The organism is Ralstonia sp. NFACC01 (assembly GCF_900115545.1).
Lineage (GTDB): Bacteria > Pseudomonadota > Gammaproteobacteria > Burkholderiales > Burkholderiaceae > Ralstonia > Ralstonia mojiangensis.
Window position 1 is genome coordinate 178,148 of the sequence record NZ_FOWV01000005.1, and the last position, 14,349, is coordinate 192,496.

The following is a 14,349-nucleotide window of genomic DNA, read 5'->3' on the forward strand; positions in this document are numbered from 1 at the left end:
CGACGCCGAGGGGCGCGGGCGCGGATTCTTAGAATAGGCGCTGCCTGGGATTCCGGCGCCAGCGCAATCGTGCGCCGCGCCGGGATGGGCCGATTACAGTGCTTTGAGCGTGCCCTTGGGCAGCACGGTCGTCACGGCGCTCTTCTGGACGGTGATTTCGGTGTTGGCAGCAATTTCCACGGTGACGTACTGCTCAGCCACCTTGCTAACCTTGCCCAGAATGCCGCCAGCGGTGACGACTTCGTCGCCCTTGGCCAGGGCTTCGAGCATCGCCTTGGTTTCTTTCTGGCGCTTCATTTGCGGGCGGATCATGATGAACCACAGCACCACGAACATCAGGATGATGGGCAGGAAGCTCATCAGGCCACCCGCGGCACCACCAACAGCCGGTGCAGTTTGCGCGTAAGCGTCGGAAATCAGGAACACGTCAGAACTCCGTAATGGTTCGTCAATCGGTCAAAAATCGGACCGGACATTCTACCATTGCGGTGCCGCGGCAAATGGGCGCGCCTGGCGCCCTGTGGAGCGGGGTTACAGCGCCCCCCGCGCGCGGTCTGCGGCAAAGCGCGCCTGGAATGCGGCAAAGCCGTGCGACTCGATGGCGGTGCGCATCTCGGCCATCAATTCCAGGTAGTAATACAGGTTGTGGATGGTGTTCAGGCGGGCCCCCAGGATTTCGCCGACGCGCTGCAGGTGGTGCAGGTAGGCGCGCGAGAAATTGCTGCAGGTGTAGCAGCCGCAGGTCTCGTCCAGCGGGCGCGGATCATTGCGGTGTACCGCGTTCTTGATCTTGATGTCGCCAAAGCGGGTGAAGAGCCAGCCGTTGCGCGCGTTGCGAGTCGGCATCACGCAGTCGAACATATCGATGCCGCTGGCAACGCCTGCCACCAGATCTTCCGGCGTGCCTACGCCCATCAAATAATGCGGTTTGTTGGCAGGCAGACGCGGCGCCACGTGCTGCAGCACGCGCATCATGTCTTCCTTGGGCTCGCCGACCGACAGGCCGCCGATGGCATAGCCGCCGAAACCTTCGCCGCCAGCATCGGCGTCAATCGCCTGCAAACCGGCCAGCGATTCATCGCGCAGATTCTCGAACATGCCGCCCTGGACGATGGCGAACAGCGCGTTCGGATTTTTCTCGCGCTCGAATTCGTTGCGCGAGCGTTGTGCCCAGCGCAGGCTCATGCGCATTGAGGCTGCAGCTTCGGCCTCGGTTGCGGGGCGATCGCCAATCTTGTACGGCGTGCATTCGTCGAACTGCATGACGATGTCCGAGTTCAGCCGGCGCTGGATCTGCATCGAGATCTCCGGCGACAGGAACAGCTTGTCGCCATTGATGGGCGATGCGAACGTCACGCCTTCTTCGGTGATCTTGCGTAGATCGCCCAGCGAAAACACCTGAAAACCGCCGGAATCGGTCAGGATGGGCTTATCCCAGCCATTGAAACCGTGCAGGCCTTTGTGCGCGTCCATCACTTCCAGGCCCGGGCGCAGCCACAGGTGGAACGTGTTGCCAAGGATGATCTGCGCGCCGATGTCTTTCAGCTCCGCCGGCGACATCGCCTTGACCGCGCCATAGGTGCCCACCGGCATGAAGATGGGCGTTTCGACCACGCCGTGGTTCAGGGTCATGCGGCCGCGTCGGGCGAGGCCATCGGTGGTGAGCAGTTCGTACTTGAGCATGGTCAGAGCGATTGGGTTTCGCTGGGTTCGGCGGGGGCGCGCGTGAGCAGCATGGCGTCGCCGTAACTGAAGAAGCGGTAGCGCTGGGCGATGGCGTGCTGGTAGGCGCCTCGGATGGCGCTCATGCCGGCAAATGCCGATACCAGCATCAACAACGTCGATTTAGGCAGGTGGAAGTTGGTCACCAGCAGGTCGACGGCGCGGAACCGGTAGCCGGGAGTGATGAAGATGTCGGTCTCGCCGCTGCAGGCATTGAGCGTGCCGTCTGGCTGTGCGGCCGATTCAAGCGCGCGCATCGATGTGGTGCCCACCGCGATCACGCGGCCACCGGCTGCGCGCGTGGCGCGGATGGCTTCAGCCAGTTCGGGCGTGATTTCGTACCACTCGCTGTGCATGCGGTGCTCGGCGATGTTTTCTACACGCACGGGCTGGAACGTGCCGGCGCCCACGTGCAGCGTAAGGAAGCCGCGCTTGACGCCCATCGCGTCCAGCTTGGCGAACAGCGCATCGTCGAAATGCAGGCCCGCTGTGGGTGCCGCGACGGCACCCGGGTTGCGCGCATACACGGTCTGGTAGCGCGTCTCGTCAAAGCTGTCGGGGTCGTGCTCGATGTAGGGCGGCAGCGGCAGGCGGCCGTATTGCTCGATCAGATCCAGCGCCGGCTGCGGGAAACGCAACGTAAAGAACGGCTCGGCGCGGGGGCCGACCGTCACGTCAAAGGCGTCGGCCAGGCGCAGTGTCGTGCCCTCGACCGGTGATTTGCTGGAGCGGATTTGCGCCAACACGGTGTGCTCGTCCAGCAAGCGCTCAATGAGCACCTCCACCTTGCCACCGCTGGCCTTGTGGCCGAAAAAGCGTGCCTTGATGACACGGGTGTCGTTGAAGACGAGCAGGTCGCCGGGGCGCAGGTAGTCGATCAGATCGGCAAACTGGCGGTCTTCGAAATGCACGGCATCCTCCGTACGGCGGACGGCCAGCAGGCGGCTCGCGGTGCGGTCGGGCAAGGCGGTTTGTGCGATCAGCTCGGGCGGCAGATCGAAGTCGAAATCGGACAGCGTCAGCATGAAAAGTGGCGCAGACGTGGATTGCGCCAAGTGATGGTGGCGGGCGCCGGTACAATCGGGCGACTCGCAAAGTTCGCCATTGTAAACGTCCTGTGCCGCCTCGCGCCCGTTCCGCCACTGATGCTGCTCCTGTGCCCGACGCTGATACCGCGCCGGCGCCGAAGCCAAAACGTGCAGCCCCGGCAGACAAGCCAGCCAAGGCAGCAGCCAAGACCGCCCGCCCGGCCGACAAACTCGCCAAACTTGGCCTGCACCGCGACGTCGATCTCGTCCTGCATCTGCCGATGCGCTACGAGGATGAAACCACCCTCCTGACCATTGCAGAAGCCACGGCTCGGGCCAATACCGGTTGGGCCGCGCAGGTGGAAGGCACGGTCACGCGCAACGAAGTGGCATTCCGGCCACGCCGGCAACTCGTTGTGCATATCGCCGATGAGTCGGGCGAGCTGGTTCTGCGTTTTCTCAATTTCTACGGCAGCCAAGTCAAGCAGATGGCCGAAGGCGTGCGCCTGCGCGTGCGCGGTGAAGTGCGCGCTGGCTTCTTCGGCGCAGAGATGGTGCACCCGACCGTGCGCGCCGTGGCGGAAGATGAACCGCTGCCCGACCGCCTGACACCGGTGTATCCGAGCACGGCTGGCGTGGCGCAGGCCTATCTGCGCAAGGCGATCCTGAACGCGCTCACGCGCACGCCGCTGCCGGAAACGCTGCCGAACAGCCTCATCAGCGGCCCGCTCGCGCCGCTCAAGCTGATGACGCCTGCCGATGCCGTGCGCCTGCTGCATCAACCGACGCCCGATGTCGACGAGCACAGCCTCGTCGAGCGCACGCACCCGGCGTGGCTGCGCATCAAGTTTGATGAACTGCTCTCCCAGCAGCTCTCGCTCAAGCGTGCGCAGGCCGCGCGCCGCATGCGGAACGCGCCTGTCCTGCGCGACAGCGGCAAGGAGGGGCTGCTCGCGCGCTTCATGGATGCGCTGCCGTTCAAGCTGACCGGCGCCCAGGCCCGCGTGTGGGAAGAGATCCGCGCCGACCTTGCGCACCCGTACCCGATGCAGCGATTGCTGCAGGGCGACGTGGGCAGCGGCAAGACCGTCATAGCCGCGCTGGCAGCATGCCAGGCCATCGATGCCGGCTGGCAGGCAGCACTGATGGCGCCGACCGAGCTGCTCGCCGAGCAGCATTACCGCAAGCTTTCTGCCTGGCTGGAACCGCTGGGCGTGGACATCGTCTGGCTGGCTGGCAGCCTCAAACGCAAGCAGAAGGAGGAGGCGGCGGCGCGCGTGGCGGCCGGCACGGCGCAACTCGTGATCGGCACGCACGCGCTGATTCAGGACGCCGTGACGTTCGCGCGGCTGGGTCTGGCGGTGGTCGATGAACAGCATCGCTTTGGCGTGGCACAGCGGCTCGCTCTGCGCGGTAAGGCGAGCAATGGCGATGCTCCCGCGGCCGCCAACGCGCAAGTGCCGCACCAACTGATGATGTCCGCCACGCCGATCCCGCGCACGCTGGCGATGACGTATTACGCCGATCTCGACGTCTCAGCCATCGACGAGCTACCGCCCGGCCGCACGCCCATCGTCACGCGCCTGGTGAACGATGCGCGGCGCGACGAAGTCATTGAACGCATCTACGCCGCCGCCCGCGAAGGGCGACAGGTCTACTGGGTTTGCCCGCTGATCGAGGAAAGCGAAGCGCTGCAATTGCAGACCGCCGTTGAAACCTTCGAGACGCTTTCGCAAAGTCTGCAAGGCCTGAAAGTAGGCCTTGTGCACGGACGCCTGCCATCCGCCGAGAAGGCCGCCGTGATGAGCGCCTTCGCCGGCGGCGACCTGCACGTGCTGGTCGCTACGACCGTCATCGAGGTCGGTGTGGATGTGCCCAATGCCTCGCTGATGGTGATCGAGCACGCCGAGCGCTTTGGCCTTGCGCAGTTGCATCAGTTGCGCGGGCGGGTGGGGCGCGGCACTGCGGAATCGGTGTGCGTGCTGCTGTATCAGGCGCCGCTGTCGCCGACGGCCAAGCAGCGCCTGCAGACCATGCGCGAGACCACCGATGGTTTCGAAATCGCCCGGCGCGATCTGGAGATCCGCGGGCCTGGTGAATTTCTCGGCGCGCGGCAATCAGGCGAAGCGATGCTGCGTTTTGCCGATCTGAACCACGATGCTTGGCTCGTCGAATTTGCCCAAGGAGCGGCGGACGACATGCTGGCCCGCTTTCCGGAAGCCGTCGACACCCATCTCAAGCGCTGGCTCGGCGAGCGCGAGCACTACCTGCGCGTCTAACGCCGGTGGCGCGCGCCTTTTTTTAGTGCGCCAACTGTGCCTGCTTGCGCAAGCGCTTGGCGGTGTACATCTCGCGATCGGCCTGATCAAGCAGGGCCGTGATCTCGGTGCCGTCTTCGGGCATCACCGCCACGCCGATGCTCACGCGCAGGTCCAGCGGCTGGCCTTCGAACACGTACGGTTGCTGCACCTCTTCGATGAGCCGCTCGCTTTGCGCCTGCGCATCCGCCCGCGCGCCAATGCCGGGCAGGATCACGGCAAACTCGTCGCCGCCCACGCGCGCCACCGTGTCGGAGCGCCGTGCCGTGCGGCCCATGCGGTGTGCGGTCTCGCGAATGGCGGCATCGCCCGCGCGGTGGCCGTGGCGATCATTGATGAGCTTGAGATTGTCCATGTCGACATTGAGCACACCCAGGCCGCCATGCGCGCGTTGCGCCAGATGGATCGACTGGCGCAGGCGGTCATAGAACAGCGCGCGGTTGGGGAGGTCGGTCAGCGCGTCGTGCGTGGCGCGCAGATATAACTGATCGCGCTCGGCGTTGGCAGCGTGGAACATGGCTGCGGCGATCAGCTCTGACATCAGCTCCAGCACGCTGATGTCACTTTCGCTGAAGGCGTCCACCTCCGGTGCCACCAGCTTGAGCACGCCGACCGTGGTGTCGAGATGTCGCAGCGGCGTGACCACCATCGAACGCAAACCTACGCGGCGGCAGGCTTCGCGGTCGACGCGCGCGTCGGTTTCGGAGTCTGGACATTGCAGGATTTCGCCGGTCTGCACGCACAGGCCCGACAGGCTGCCCTTGCGCGCCAGCCGCAGGCCCAGCAGCGTTTCGGTCAGGCCCGAGGTGGCGCGGTAGACCATCTCATCGCCTTCCGCCAATTCGACGACCGCCCCCGTCGCGCACGTCAGATGCTGTGCCCGCTCGGTAACCAGCGCCATGATCGCGCCCAGATCTGTGCCCAGCTTGGCGATCTCTGACTGCGCTCGCACGATTTCAAGGAGCGTGGCGGGGTTTTGCAGAGGCGGGTGGTCGAACGACATGGGGCGCGGCGCGGGTGTGGCTGTGAGTCGGGCGATTCTAGCCCGTCACCCGAACGGCATAGACCGAAATGTCGCCGGTGTGAGGCGCCGTTACAACTTTCGTATGCACTGCGACGGTGCGCAAAGAATCGGCAGGCGGCAAGACGTTGAGGTCGGATGGTTCTTCGTCGAATGCCCGGTCTTACGGTTTAGCCAACGGTCGGCTCCAGCCGTATCAGCGTAATCTCCGATGGCGCACCGAATCGCTTGGGCGGGCCCCAATATCCTGTGCCGCGGCTGGTGTAGATCCACAGGCGCCCCAGCTTGTGCAGCCCCGCCGTAAATGGCTGCTGCAGCGGAACAAACAGGCTCCACGGCCAGAACTGGCCGCCATGCGTGTGCCCCGACAGTTGCAGGTCGAAGCCGGCCTCTGCTGCGGCAGGAGCGCTGCGCGGTTGATGCGCGAGGAGGATGGTGGGCGTGACGCCCGGCGGCGACCCTGCCAGCGCCCGCGTTGGATCGCTCGCATGCGCGGCGTCGAACTTGCCTGCACTGAAATCCGTCACCCCCGCGATCACCAGTGACGCGCCGTCGTGTTCAAGCACCGTATGCTCGTTCATCAACACGCGCATACCGAGCCTCTCGAACTCAGACACCCAAGGGCCGACGCCGGAGTAGTACTCGTGATTGCCCGTCACCGCAAAAACGCCGTGCCGAGCCGACATGCCGGCCAGCGGCGCGATATGCGGACGCAACACGTCCACCTCGCCGTCCACTAGATCGCCCGTCACGGCGATGACATCCGGTTGCAATGCATTGAGCCGCTCGACCACGCCCGTCACATAGGCACGCTTGATTGTGGGCCCGACATGCAGATCGGTGATTTGCGCGATGGTGAAGCCGTGCAGCGCGGCAGGCAGGTCCGCAATGGGCACCGTCACCCGTGCGACGCGGGGAATGCGGCGCGCATTGACATAGCCGATCAACGTCACCAGCAAGGTGAGGGCGACGACGAGCAGGGCCGAGTCGTGCCGATAAGTCTGCGGCAGCACGATCAGCGCGACGTCGCGCAGCAGCGTCAGGACCAGCAGCGACGAAAACAGGCCCATCAGCAAGGCGCCAACCCAGGTCACGCGATCGGCCAGCGAGATGGGACGGATCACGAAGCGCGCTGCCATCCCGGTTGGAATCATCACCGTCGATACGAGCAGGAAGAGGACGCCTGCAGCCCAGCCCGCACCGTTCCAGCCCAGATCCGGCAGCAGCCGCCATCCGATGTAGAGATGCAGCGCTGCCATGAGCCCGACTGTTGTCATCAGGAAGCGGCGTCTGCCGCGGGGCAGGGATCGGCTGCCGTTAGGTTCGTCACTCATGTGGGGGCGGCTCCTTTTGTCTCGGTGGGGCGTATCCCCGGAAGATGGGGCGGCTGGCAGCGTTGTCAATGCCAGGCCGCCGTTCGAACCTCAAGCAACATTGCACGTCCCTTGGTAAAATCTATCGATATCCCCAAGCCGATTGATCGTCATGACGCTCACTGAACTGAAATACATCGTCGCCGTTGCGCGGGAACGCCACTTTGGGCGTGCCGCCGAGGCCTGCTTCGTCTCGCAACCGACGCTGTCGGTCGCCATCAAGAAGCTGGAAGACGAACTGGCCGTGCAGATCTTCGAGCGCGGCGCATCTGAAGTGAGCGTCACGCCCGTCGGCGAGCAAATCGTCACACAGGCGCAGCGCGTGCTTGAACAGACGATGGCGATCCGCGAGATTGCCAAGCAGGGGATGGACCCGCTGGCCGGGCCGCTGCGCCTGGGGGTGATCTACACGATTGGGCCGTATCTGCTGCCCGCGCTCGTCAAGCAGATGATCGACACCGTCCCGCAGATGCCGCTGATGCTGCAGGAGAACTTCACCGTGCGGCTGGTGGAGCTGCTCAAGCAGGGCGAGATCGACTGCGCCATCATGGCCGAGCCGTTTCCCGAGGCCGGCCTGATGACGGTGCCGCTGTACGACGAACCCTTTGTCGTGGCGGTGCCGCGCGGTCACGAGCTGGCCAAGGCGTCGTCGGTGGACCCGGAAGCGCTCAAGCAGCAGACCATGCTGCTGCTCGGCAACGGGCATTGCTTCCGCGATCATGTGCTCGGGGTGTGCCCGGAGCTGTCGCGCTTCTCGCAGAACGCGGACGGTATTCAGAAGACGTTCGAAGGTTCGTCGCTGGAAACGATCCGCCATATGGTCGCCAGCGGCGTGGGCATTACGGTGCTGCCGCGCACGTCGGTGCCCAGCATGCAGCCTGTCGCCACCGATCTGCTCAGTTACGTGCCCTTCCAGGAGCCTGTGCCCGACCGCCGCGTTGTTCTGGCCTGGCGCAAGAGCTTCACCCGCATTGCCGCGATCGAAGCGGTGGCTAAGGCGGTCGCGCAATGCGAACTGCCCGGCATCAAGCTGTTGCCGCCCACCCCGCTGATTCATTGATCCTCTGAGGTAGCCGCTGGCCGTCACTCCATGACGGCCATAGCGCACGTCTAATTAATAGATAAAAACAATCAAATATACGCATCGATAGCTCATTGGTAGACTGTTTTCCATGGTGAGCGCATCGCTCACTGCCCAATCACCGTGGAGCCCGTCATGTCCCTGCCGCTTGCCTCGAACACCGTCGCGACCGTGCTGGAATGGCTCGCTGCCTATGGTGAATCGCACTGACCTGATGGATGCATGAAGCTGCCCGCGCTTGTCGTTCGGGCATCAGGAACGCGCGGGGTCGCAAGGAGAAAAAGCATGGCAATGGTGCGGATGTTTGTTTCGGAATGGCAGGGGTTTGCGGGCACCGTGCGCGCGTCGCAGGCAGAGGTGCCGACGTTGTCCGGTATGCCCGGCAGTGCGGCTGGCGGGCTCGGCACCCGCGCTGCAGAATCCGCCCGCCTGCAACGCAAGTGGGTGCGCAAGCAGATCGGTCTAACGATCGTGGCTGCCGGCGCTATGATCGTGCTCCTGCACGGTACGGTGCAGCTCATGGTCTGATGACCGGCCGGATGCTCGGTTGCCATCCGCTGTGCGTTTCGTCATAGGACGATGGGACGATCGGAACTTGCTGCGCGAGCGGCAACCGAAAGAAGGCTTGAAGCACGCATGGCCCGACGCTGAATCAAGGCAAGGGCATCGCGTTTTTGCACACCACTTCATAGGGGAATCCAGATGGCAAAGAAGAACAGCGGCGCGACTGCCGCAGCCCAGATCAACATCGGCATCGCTGACAAGGATCGCAAGAAGATCGCAGAAGGCCTGTCGCGCCTGCTGGCCGATACCTACTCGCTGTATCTGAAGACGCATTACTTCCACTGGAACGTCACCGGCCCGATGTTCAACACGCTGCATCTGATGTTCGAGACGCAGTACAACGAACTGTGGAATGCCGTCGACCCGGTGGCTGAGCGTATCCGCGCGCTGGGTTATCCCGCGCCGGGCTCGTATTCGGAGTTCGCCAAGCTGTCGTCGATTCCGGAATCGAAGGGCATTCCCGAGGCGATGGACATGGTGCGTGAGCTGGTAGCCGGCCACGAAGCCGTGACGCGCACCGCCCGCAGCCTGTTCCCGGATGTTGACAAGGCCGCCGACGAACCGACCGCCGACTTGCTGACGCAACGCATGGACATCCACGAGAAGACCGCGTGGATGCTGCGCTCGCTACTGGCTTAAGGCTGGCTTGACGGCCGTTCGCCACGTTTGCGACAGGCGTTTCGACAGCAGCGAATTGCGCCCCTCCCGCGAGCCCGTTGTGTTGCGGGCGGGGCAGCATCAACCCCATGACCTAAACGAGAGAATCATGACGACTGAAGCCAAATGCCCGTTTCCCGGCCATGCTCCCGCTGCTTCGCACGCCTTCGGTGGCGGTACGGCCAACAAAGACTGGTGGCCCAATCAACTGCGCGTTGATCTGCTGAACCAGCATTCCGAGAAGTCGGATCCGCTCGGGCCGAAGTTCGACTACCGCAAGTCCTTCAATGCGATCGACTACGACGCGCTCAAGGCCGATTTGCGCCGCCTGATGACGGATTCGCAAGACTGGTGGCCGGCAGACTTTGGGCACTATGGCCCGCAGTTCATCCGCATGGCATGGCACGCTGCCGGCACGTACCGCACGGGTGATGGCCGTGGCGGCGCAGGGCGCGGCCAGCAACGATTCGCACCGCTCAACTCCTGGCCCGACAACGTCAACATCGACAAGTCGCGCCGCTTGCTGTGGCCGATCAAGCAGAAGTACGGCCAGGCAATCTCGTGGGCCGACCTGCTGATCCTGACCGGCAACGTGGCACTCGAAACCATGGGCTTCCGCACCTTCGGCTTTGCCGCGGGCCGTGAGGACACCTGGGAACCGGACAACGACGTCTATTGGGGCAGCGAGACCGCTTGGCTGGCGCCCACCAACAATCCCAACAGCCGCTATTCGGGCGACCGCAATCTTGCGAACCCGCTGGCGGCCGTGCAAATGGGCCTGATCTATGTGAACCCGGAAGGCCCGGACGGCAACGGGGACCCACTGGCCGCCGCACGCGACATCCGCGACACCTTCGCCCGCATGGCGATGGATGATGAAGAAACCGTCGCGTTGATCGCTGGCGGCCACACCTTCGGCAAAACGCACGGCGCGGGCGCGGCAAGCCACGTTGGCGCCGATGTCGAAGCGGCTCCGCTGGAAGCGCAAGGCCTGGGCTGGGCCAGCACATATGGGACCGGCAAGGGTGCCGACGCCATCACCAGCGGGCTGGAAGTCACCTGGACGCAGACCCCTGCGCAATGGAGCAATTTCTTCTTCGAAAATCTGTTCAAGTACGAATGGGTGCAGGAGAAGAGCCCGGCCGGCGCGCTGCAATGGGTGGCCAAGGACGCCGAGGCGATCATTCCGGGCCCGACGCCCGATTCGCCCAAGCGTCGCCCGACGATGCTGACGACCGACCTGTCGTTGCGCTTCGATCCGGCGTACGAAAAGATCTCGCGCCGCTTCCTCGACAACCCGCAGGCATTTGCTGAAGCTTTTGCGCGCGCCTGGTTCAAGCTCACGCACCGTGATCTCGGCCCGAAGTCGCGTTACCTCGGCCCCGAAGTGCCGCGTGAAGACCTGATCTGGCAAGACCCGCTTCCGGCTGCCACGCACAAGCCGACCGAAGTCGACATCGCCGACCTCAAGGCGAAGATTGCTGCTTCAGGTCTGTCGGCCGCCGAGCTGGTTGCGGTGGCATGGGCATCCGCCTCGACCTTCCGCGGTTCGGACAAGCGCGGCGGTGCCAACGGTGCTCGCATTCGCCTGGCCCCGCAGAACGATTGGGCAGTCAACCAGCCGGTGGCCGGCACGCTGGCCAAGCTGGAGGAGATTCAACGCGCTTCCGGCAAGGCTTCTCTGGCCGATGTGATCGTGCTGGCGGGCAGCGTCGGTATCGAACTGGCCGCCAAGGCAGCTGGCACGACGATCTCCGTGCCGTTCACGCCGGGCCGCGTCGATGCAACGGCCGAGCAAACCGACGCCGCCTCGTTCGCGCCGCTCGAACCGGTGGCCGACGGCTTCCGCAACTACCAGAAAGCCGATTACGCGATGCCGGCCGAAGTGTTGCTGCTCGACAAGGCTCAGTTGCTGACGCTGACCGCGCCTGAGCTGACCGTGCTGATCGGTGGCCTGCGCGCCATCAACATCAACGCGGATGGCAGCCAGCACGGCGTATTTACCGCCACGCCGGGCGCGCTGACCAACGATTTCTTCGTCAACCTGCTCGACATGGGCACCGAATGGAAGGCCGCCGGCAACATCTACGAGGGGTTCGATCGCAAGACGGGTCAACTCAAGTGGACCGGCACGCGCGTCGATCTGGTGTTCGGCTCGAATTCGATCCTGCGCGCGCTGGCCGAGGTGTTTGGCAGCGCCGACGGTAAGGAGCGCTTCATCAGCGAGTTCGTTGCCGCTTGGGTCAAGGTGATGAATCTCGACCGGTTCGATATGGCCGCCGCCTAAGCTGCTTTCGGCGGGACTAAAATGGCGCCTTGCCTCGTGCAGGCGCCATTTTCTTTGGTGATTTCCATGCAATCGTCCGCTGCCCAACCCAGCCGCCTCGTGCTCTATGCGCGCCTGATGCGCATGGACAAACCGATCGGCACGCTGCTGCTGCTGTGGCCGACGCTGTGGGCGCTATGGATGGCCGCTGATGGCCATCCGCCGGTGTCGCTGGTGGTGATTTTCACGGTCGGCACATTCCTGATGCGCTCGGCTGGCTGCGCCGTCAACGACTGGGCCGATCGCGACTTTGACAAACACGTCAAACGCACCAAGGAGCGGCCGATTACCGCCGGCCTGATCGCCCCATGGGAAGCGCTGGCGGTTGCGGCGGTGCTGTCGCTCATCGCCTTCACGCTGATCCTGCCGCTCAATGCGCTGACCAAATGGATGTCGGTGGCGGCCATCGTGATTGCCGGCACGTATCCGTTCTTCAAGCGGTTCTTCGCGATTCCGCAGGCGTACCTGGGTATTGCGTTCGGGTTCGGGATCCCGATGGCGTACGCGGCAGTGCAGGATCAGGTGCCGGTGCTGGCGTGGCTGATGCTCGCAGGCAATGTGTTCTGGGCGATTGCCTACGACACTGCGTATGCCATGGTCGATCGCGATGACGATCTGCTCATCGGCATCAAAACGTCGGCCATTACGTTCGGACGCTACGACGTGGCGGCGATCATGCTGTGCTACGTCGGCTTCTTCGGGATCATGGCCTGGGCTGGCTATGTGATGGCGCTAGGCGTGGCGTACTGGATTGGATTTGCCGCTGCCGTGGCGTTGTCGCTTTGGTATTACCCGATGCTGCAGACGCGGGATCGGATGAAGTGTTTTTTTGTTTTCCGGCATAACAATTGGCTGGGGGCGTGTTTGTTTGCTGGTGTGGCGGGGGCGTATTTGATGCGGTAGGGCGTTTTTGGTGCATCCCTTGTTTCTCCCCCTGCCGGGGGCGACTCACTTTCTTTGTCTTGCCAAAGAAAGTAAGCAAAGAAAGGCGCGCCCGATGCGGCGAAAGACTCCTTGAATTTATGTCGCATGGAGGGAGGGGAGGCAAACTCGCTTCGCTCAGACAGCCTCCCCTCTTTTTCCTCCTTGCAACAGAAATTCAAGGCGCCGCATAGGGCAGGGCAAGTCAAAGGACAACAGCCAAACCTCCGCGGCGCCAGCTCAAACGACAAAGGCCAACCTCGCGACGGGTTGGCCTTTTTCTTTTGACGTTGAGCCCTTGATGGCGACTTGAATTTGTGTGAGCGGGCGGATCAAGGAAGGAGGCTTGTCTGAGCGCAGCGAGTTTGCCTCCTTCCCCGCGCGGTCACACAAATTCAAGGGGAAGTCGCCATCTCGGGCGCGCCTTTCTTTTGCTTACTTTTCTTTGGCAAGACAAAGAAAAGTGAGTCGTGCCCGGCAGGGTACGAAACAGGGATGGACCACCAAGGCTTCAATCCCTCCCAAACTCCTCCCCCATCTCCTTGCCCCGCGCGGCAGCAGCATGCATCGCGCGTACAAAGGCAGCCTTGATACTCGCCCCCTCCATTGAAGTGAGCGCCGCATAGGTCGTCCCACCCTTGGACGTCACGCGCTCGCGCAGCACCTCAACCGGCTCAGACGATTGGCCTGCCAGCGTGGCCGCGCCAATAAATGTTTCGACCGCCAGCGTGCGCCCATCCTCCGCCGACAGCCCCAGCTCCTGCGCCGCCTGCTGCATCGCCTCGATGAAATAGAACACGTACGCCGGGCCGCTGCCCGAGATGGCGGTCACCGCATCAATCTGCGCCTCGGCGGGCACCCACACGCTTTTGCCGACGGCATTGGCGATGGCGCTGGCGGTCGCGCGGTCGGCGTCGGACAAGCCCGCGTTGGCGGCCAGGCCCGTCATACCCAGACCGGAGAGCGCTGGTGTATTCGGCATCGCCCGAACCACACGTGCGTGGCCATTCAGCCAGCGTGACAGATCCTGAATCCGGATGCCCGCCGCCACCGACAGCACCAGGCTGTTGCCCAGATGCGGGGCGAGTTGCGCGCAGACCTCACGCATCTGCTGCGGCTTGACGGCCAGGACGATCACGTCGCGGTCGGCCAGTTCTGCGCCCGGGGCGGCAGCGGTGTGGGCGCCCCAGGCCTGTTCGGCGCGGCTGCGGGCAGGCTCGGTCGGATCCACCACCACGATGTTGGCGCCGTGCGCGCCCTTGGCGATCAGGCCGCCGATGAGGGCCGCCGCCATGTTGCCGCCGCCGATGAAGCCGAGTTTCAGAGTGTCGAGCATGA

12 protein-coding genes are annotated in these 14,349 nt (G+C 63.9%); 6 read left to right on the forward strand and 6 right to left on the reverse strand.

Translation table 11 applies throughout. The annotated features are described in order from the left end of the window. Positions 1 to 93 precede the first annotated feature (93 nt). The 3 genes from yajC to queA all read right to left on the reverse strand — a co-directional run bounded on the left by yajC (position 94) and on the right by queA (position 2,747). A complete protein-coding gene (gene yajC, locus BM136_RS14300) occupies positions 94 to 426 on the reverse strand; it encodes a preprotein translocase subunit YajC (RefSeq protein WP_024979062.1) in 333 nt (110 codons plus the stop codon). 105 nt (positions 427 to 531) lie between these two features. Further along, a complete protein-coding gene (gene tgt, locus BM136_RS14305) occupies positions 532 to 1,683 on the reverse strand; it encodes a tRNA guanosine(34) transglycosylase Tgt (protein WP_024979061.1) in 1,152 nt (383 codons plus the stop codon). Between the two features lie 2 nt (positions 1,684 to 1,685). Continuing rightward, complete coding sequence (queA, locus tag BM136_RS14310; protein ID WP_092972463.1) at positions 1,686 to 2,747, reverse strand: tRNA preQ1(34) S-adenosylmethionine ribosyltransferase-isomerase QueA; 1,062 nt, start codon at positions 2,745 to 2,747, stop codon at positions 1,686 to 1,688. Between the two features lie 92 nt (positions 2,748 to 2,839). Between queA and recG the strand changes: the two genes are divergently transcribed. Continuing rightward, a complete protein-coding gene (recG, locus tag BM136_RS14315; RefSeq protein WP_175537139.1) occupies positions 2,840 to 5,029 on the forward strand; it encodes an ATP-dependent DNA helicase RecG in 2,190 nt (729 codons plus the stop codon). A gap of 22 nt (positions 5,030 to 5,051) precedes the next feature. Here the strand turns inward: recG and BM136_RS14320 are convergent, their stop codons facing one another. Then, positions 5,052 to 6,071, reverse strand: coding sequence for a sensor domain-containing diguanylate cyclase (locus BM136_RS14320; RefSeq protein WP_092972465.1), 1,020 nt, complete (start codon positions 6,069 to 6,071; stop codon positions 5,052 to 5,054). 188 nt (positions 6,072 to 6,259) lie between these two features. Continuing rightward, positions 6,260 to 7,423 (reverse strand): metallophosphoesterase, encoded by a 1,164-nt coding sequence (locus tag BM136_RS14325; RefSeq protein WP_092972466.1) that lies wholly within the window; start codon positions 7,421 to 7,423, stop codon positions 6,260 to 6,262. A gap of 151 nt (positions 7,424 to 7,574) precedes the next feature. Here BM136_RS14325 and BM136_RS14330 point away from each other — a divergent pair, with 151 nt between their 5' ends. From BM136_RS14330 to ubiA, 5 genes are all read left to right on the forward strand, one after another. Next, on the forward strand, positions 7,575 to 8,522 hold the full coding sequence (locus BM136_RS14330; protein ID WP_092972467.1) for a LysR substrate-binding domain-containing protein: 948 nt from the start codon (positions 7,575 to 7,577) through the stop codon (positions 8,520 to 8,522). 306 nt (positions 8,523 to 8,828) lie between these two features. Then, positions 8,829 to 9,071: a hypothetical protein gene (locus BM136_RS14335; RefSeq protein ID WP_092972468.1), complete on the forward strand. Its 243-nt coding sequence runs from the start codon at positions 8,829 to 8,831 to the stop codon at positions 9,069 to 9,071. A gap of 174 nt (positions 9,072 to 9,245) precedes the next feature. Further along, positions 9,246 to 9,746, forward strand: coding sequence for a Dps family protein (locus tag BM136_RS14340; RefSeq protein ID WP_048933003.1), 501 nt, complete (start codon positions 9,246 to 9,248; stop codon positions 9,744 to 9,746). 127 nt (positions 9,747 to 9,873) lie between these two features. Beyond that, the gene (gene katG / locus BM136_RS14345; protein ID WP_092972469.1) at positions 9,874 to 12,051 is read left to right on the forward strand and encodes a catalase/peroxidase HPI; all 2,178 of its coding nucleotides are present in this window, start codon (positions 9,874 to 9,876) and stop codon (positions 12,049 to 12,051) included. A 66-nt stretch (positions 12,052 to 12,117) separates the two neighbouring features. Then, positions 12,118 to 12,993, forward strand: a complete 876-nt coding sequence (ubiA, locus tag BM136_RS14350) for a 4-hydroxybenzoate octaprenyltransferase (protein WP_092972470.1) — start codon at positions 12,118 to 12,120, stop codon at positions 12,991 to 12,993. 529 nt (positions 12,994 to 13,522) lie between these two features. Here the strand turns inward: ubiA and proC are convergent. Then, positions 13,523 to 14,347, reverse strand: a complete 825-nt coding sequence (gene proC, locus BM136_RS14360; RefSeq protein WP_092972471.1) for a pyrroline-5-carboxylate reductase — start codon at positions 14,345 to 14,347, stop codon at positions 13,523 to 13,525. Positions 14,348 to 14,349: the final 2 nt, after the last annotated feature.

Bases quoted from the DNA above. Each gene is read 5' to 3' on its own strand.
- tgt (WP_024979061.1), bottom strand. From the start codon at position 1,683: ATGCTCAAGTACGAACTGCTCACCACCGATGGCCTCGCCCGACGCGGC.
- queA (WP_092972463.1), bottom strand. From the start codon at position 2,747: ATGCTGACGCTGTCCGATTTCGACTTCGATCTGCCGCCCGAGCTGATC.
- BM136_RS14320 (WP_092972465.1), bottom strand. From the start codon at position 6,071: ATGTCGTTCGACCACCCGCCTCTGCAAAACCCCGCCACGCTCCTTGAA.
- BM136_RS14325 (WP_092972466.1), bottom strand. From the start codon at position 7,423: ATGAGTGACGAACCTAACGGCAGCCGATCCCTGCCCCGCGGCAGACGC.
- BM136_RS14330 (WP_092972467.1), top strand. From the start codon at position 7,575: ATGACGCTCACTGAACTGAAATACATCGTCGCCGTTGCGCGGGAACGC.
- BM136_RS14335 (WP_092972468.1), top strand. From the start codon at position 8,829: ATGGCAATGGTGCGGATGTTTGTTTCGGAATGGCAGGGGTTTGCGGGC.
- BM136_RS14340 (WP_048933003.1), top strand. From the start codon at position 9,246: ATGGCAAAGAAGAACAGCGGCGCGACTGCCGCAGCCCAGATCAACATC.
- katG (WP_092972469.1), top strand. From the start codon at position 9,874: ATGACGACTGAAGCCAAATGCCCGTTTCCCGGCCATGCTCCCGCTGCT.
- ubiA (WP_092972470.1), top strand. From the start codon at position 12,118: ATGCAATCGTCCGCTGCCCAACCCAGCCGCCTCGTGCTCTATGCGCGC.
- proC (WP_092972471.1), bottom strand. From the start codon at position 14,347: ATGCTCGACACTCTGAAACTCGGCTTCATCGGCGGCGGCAACATGGCG.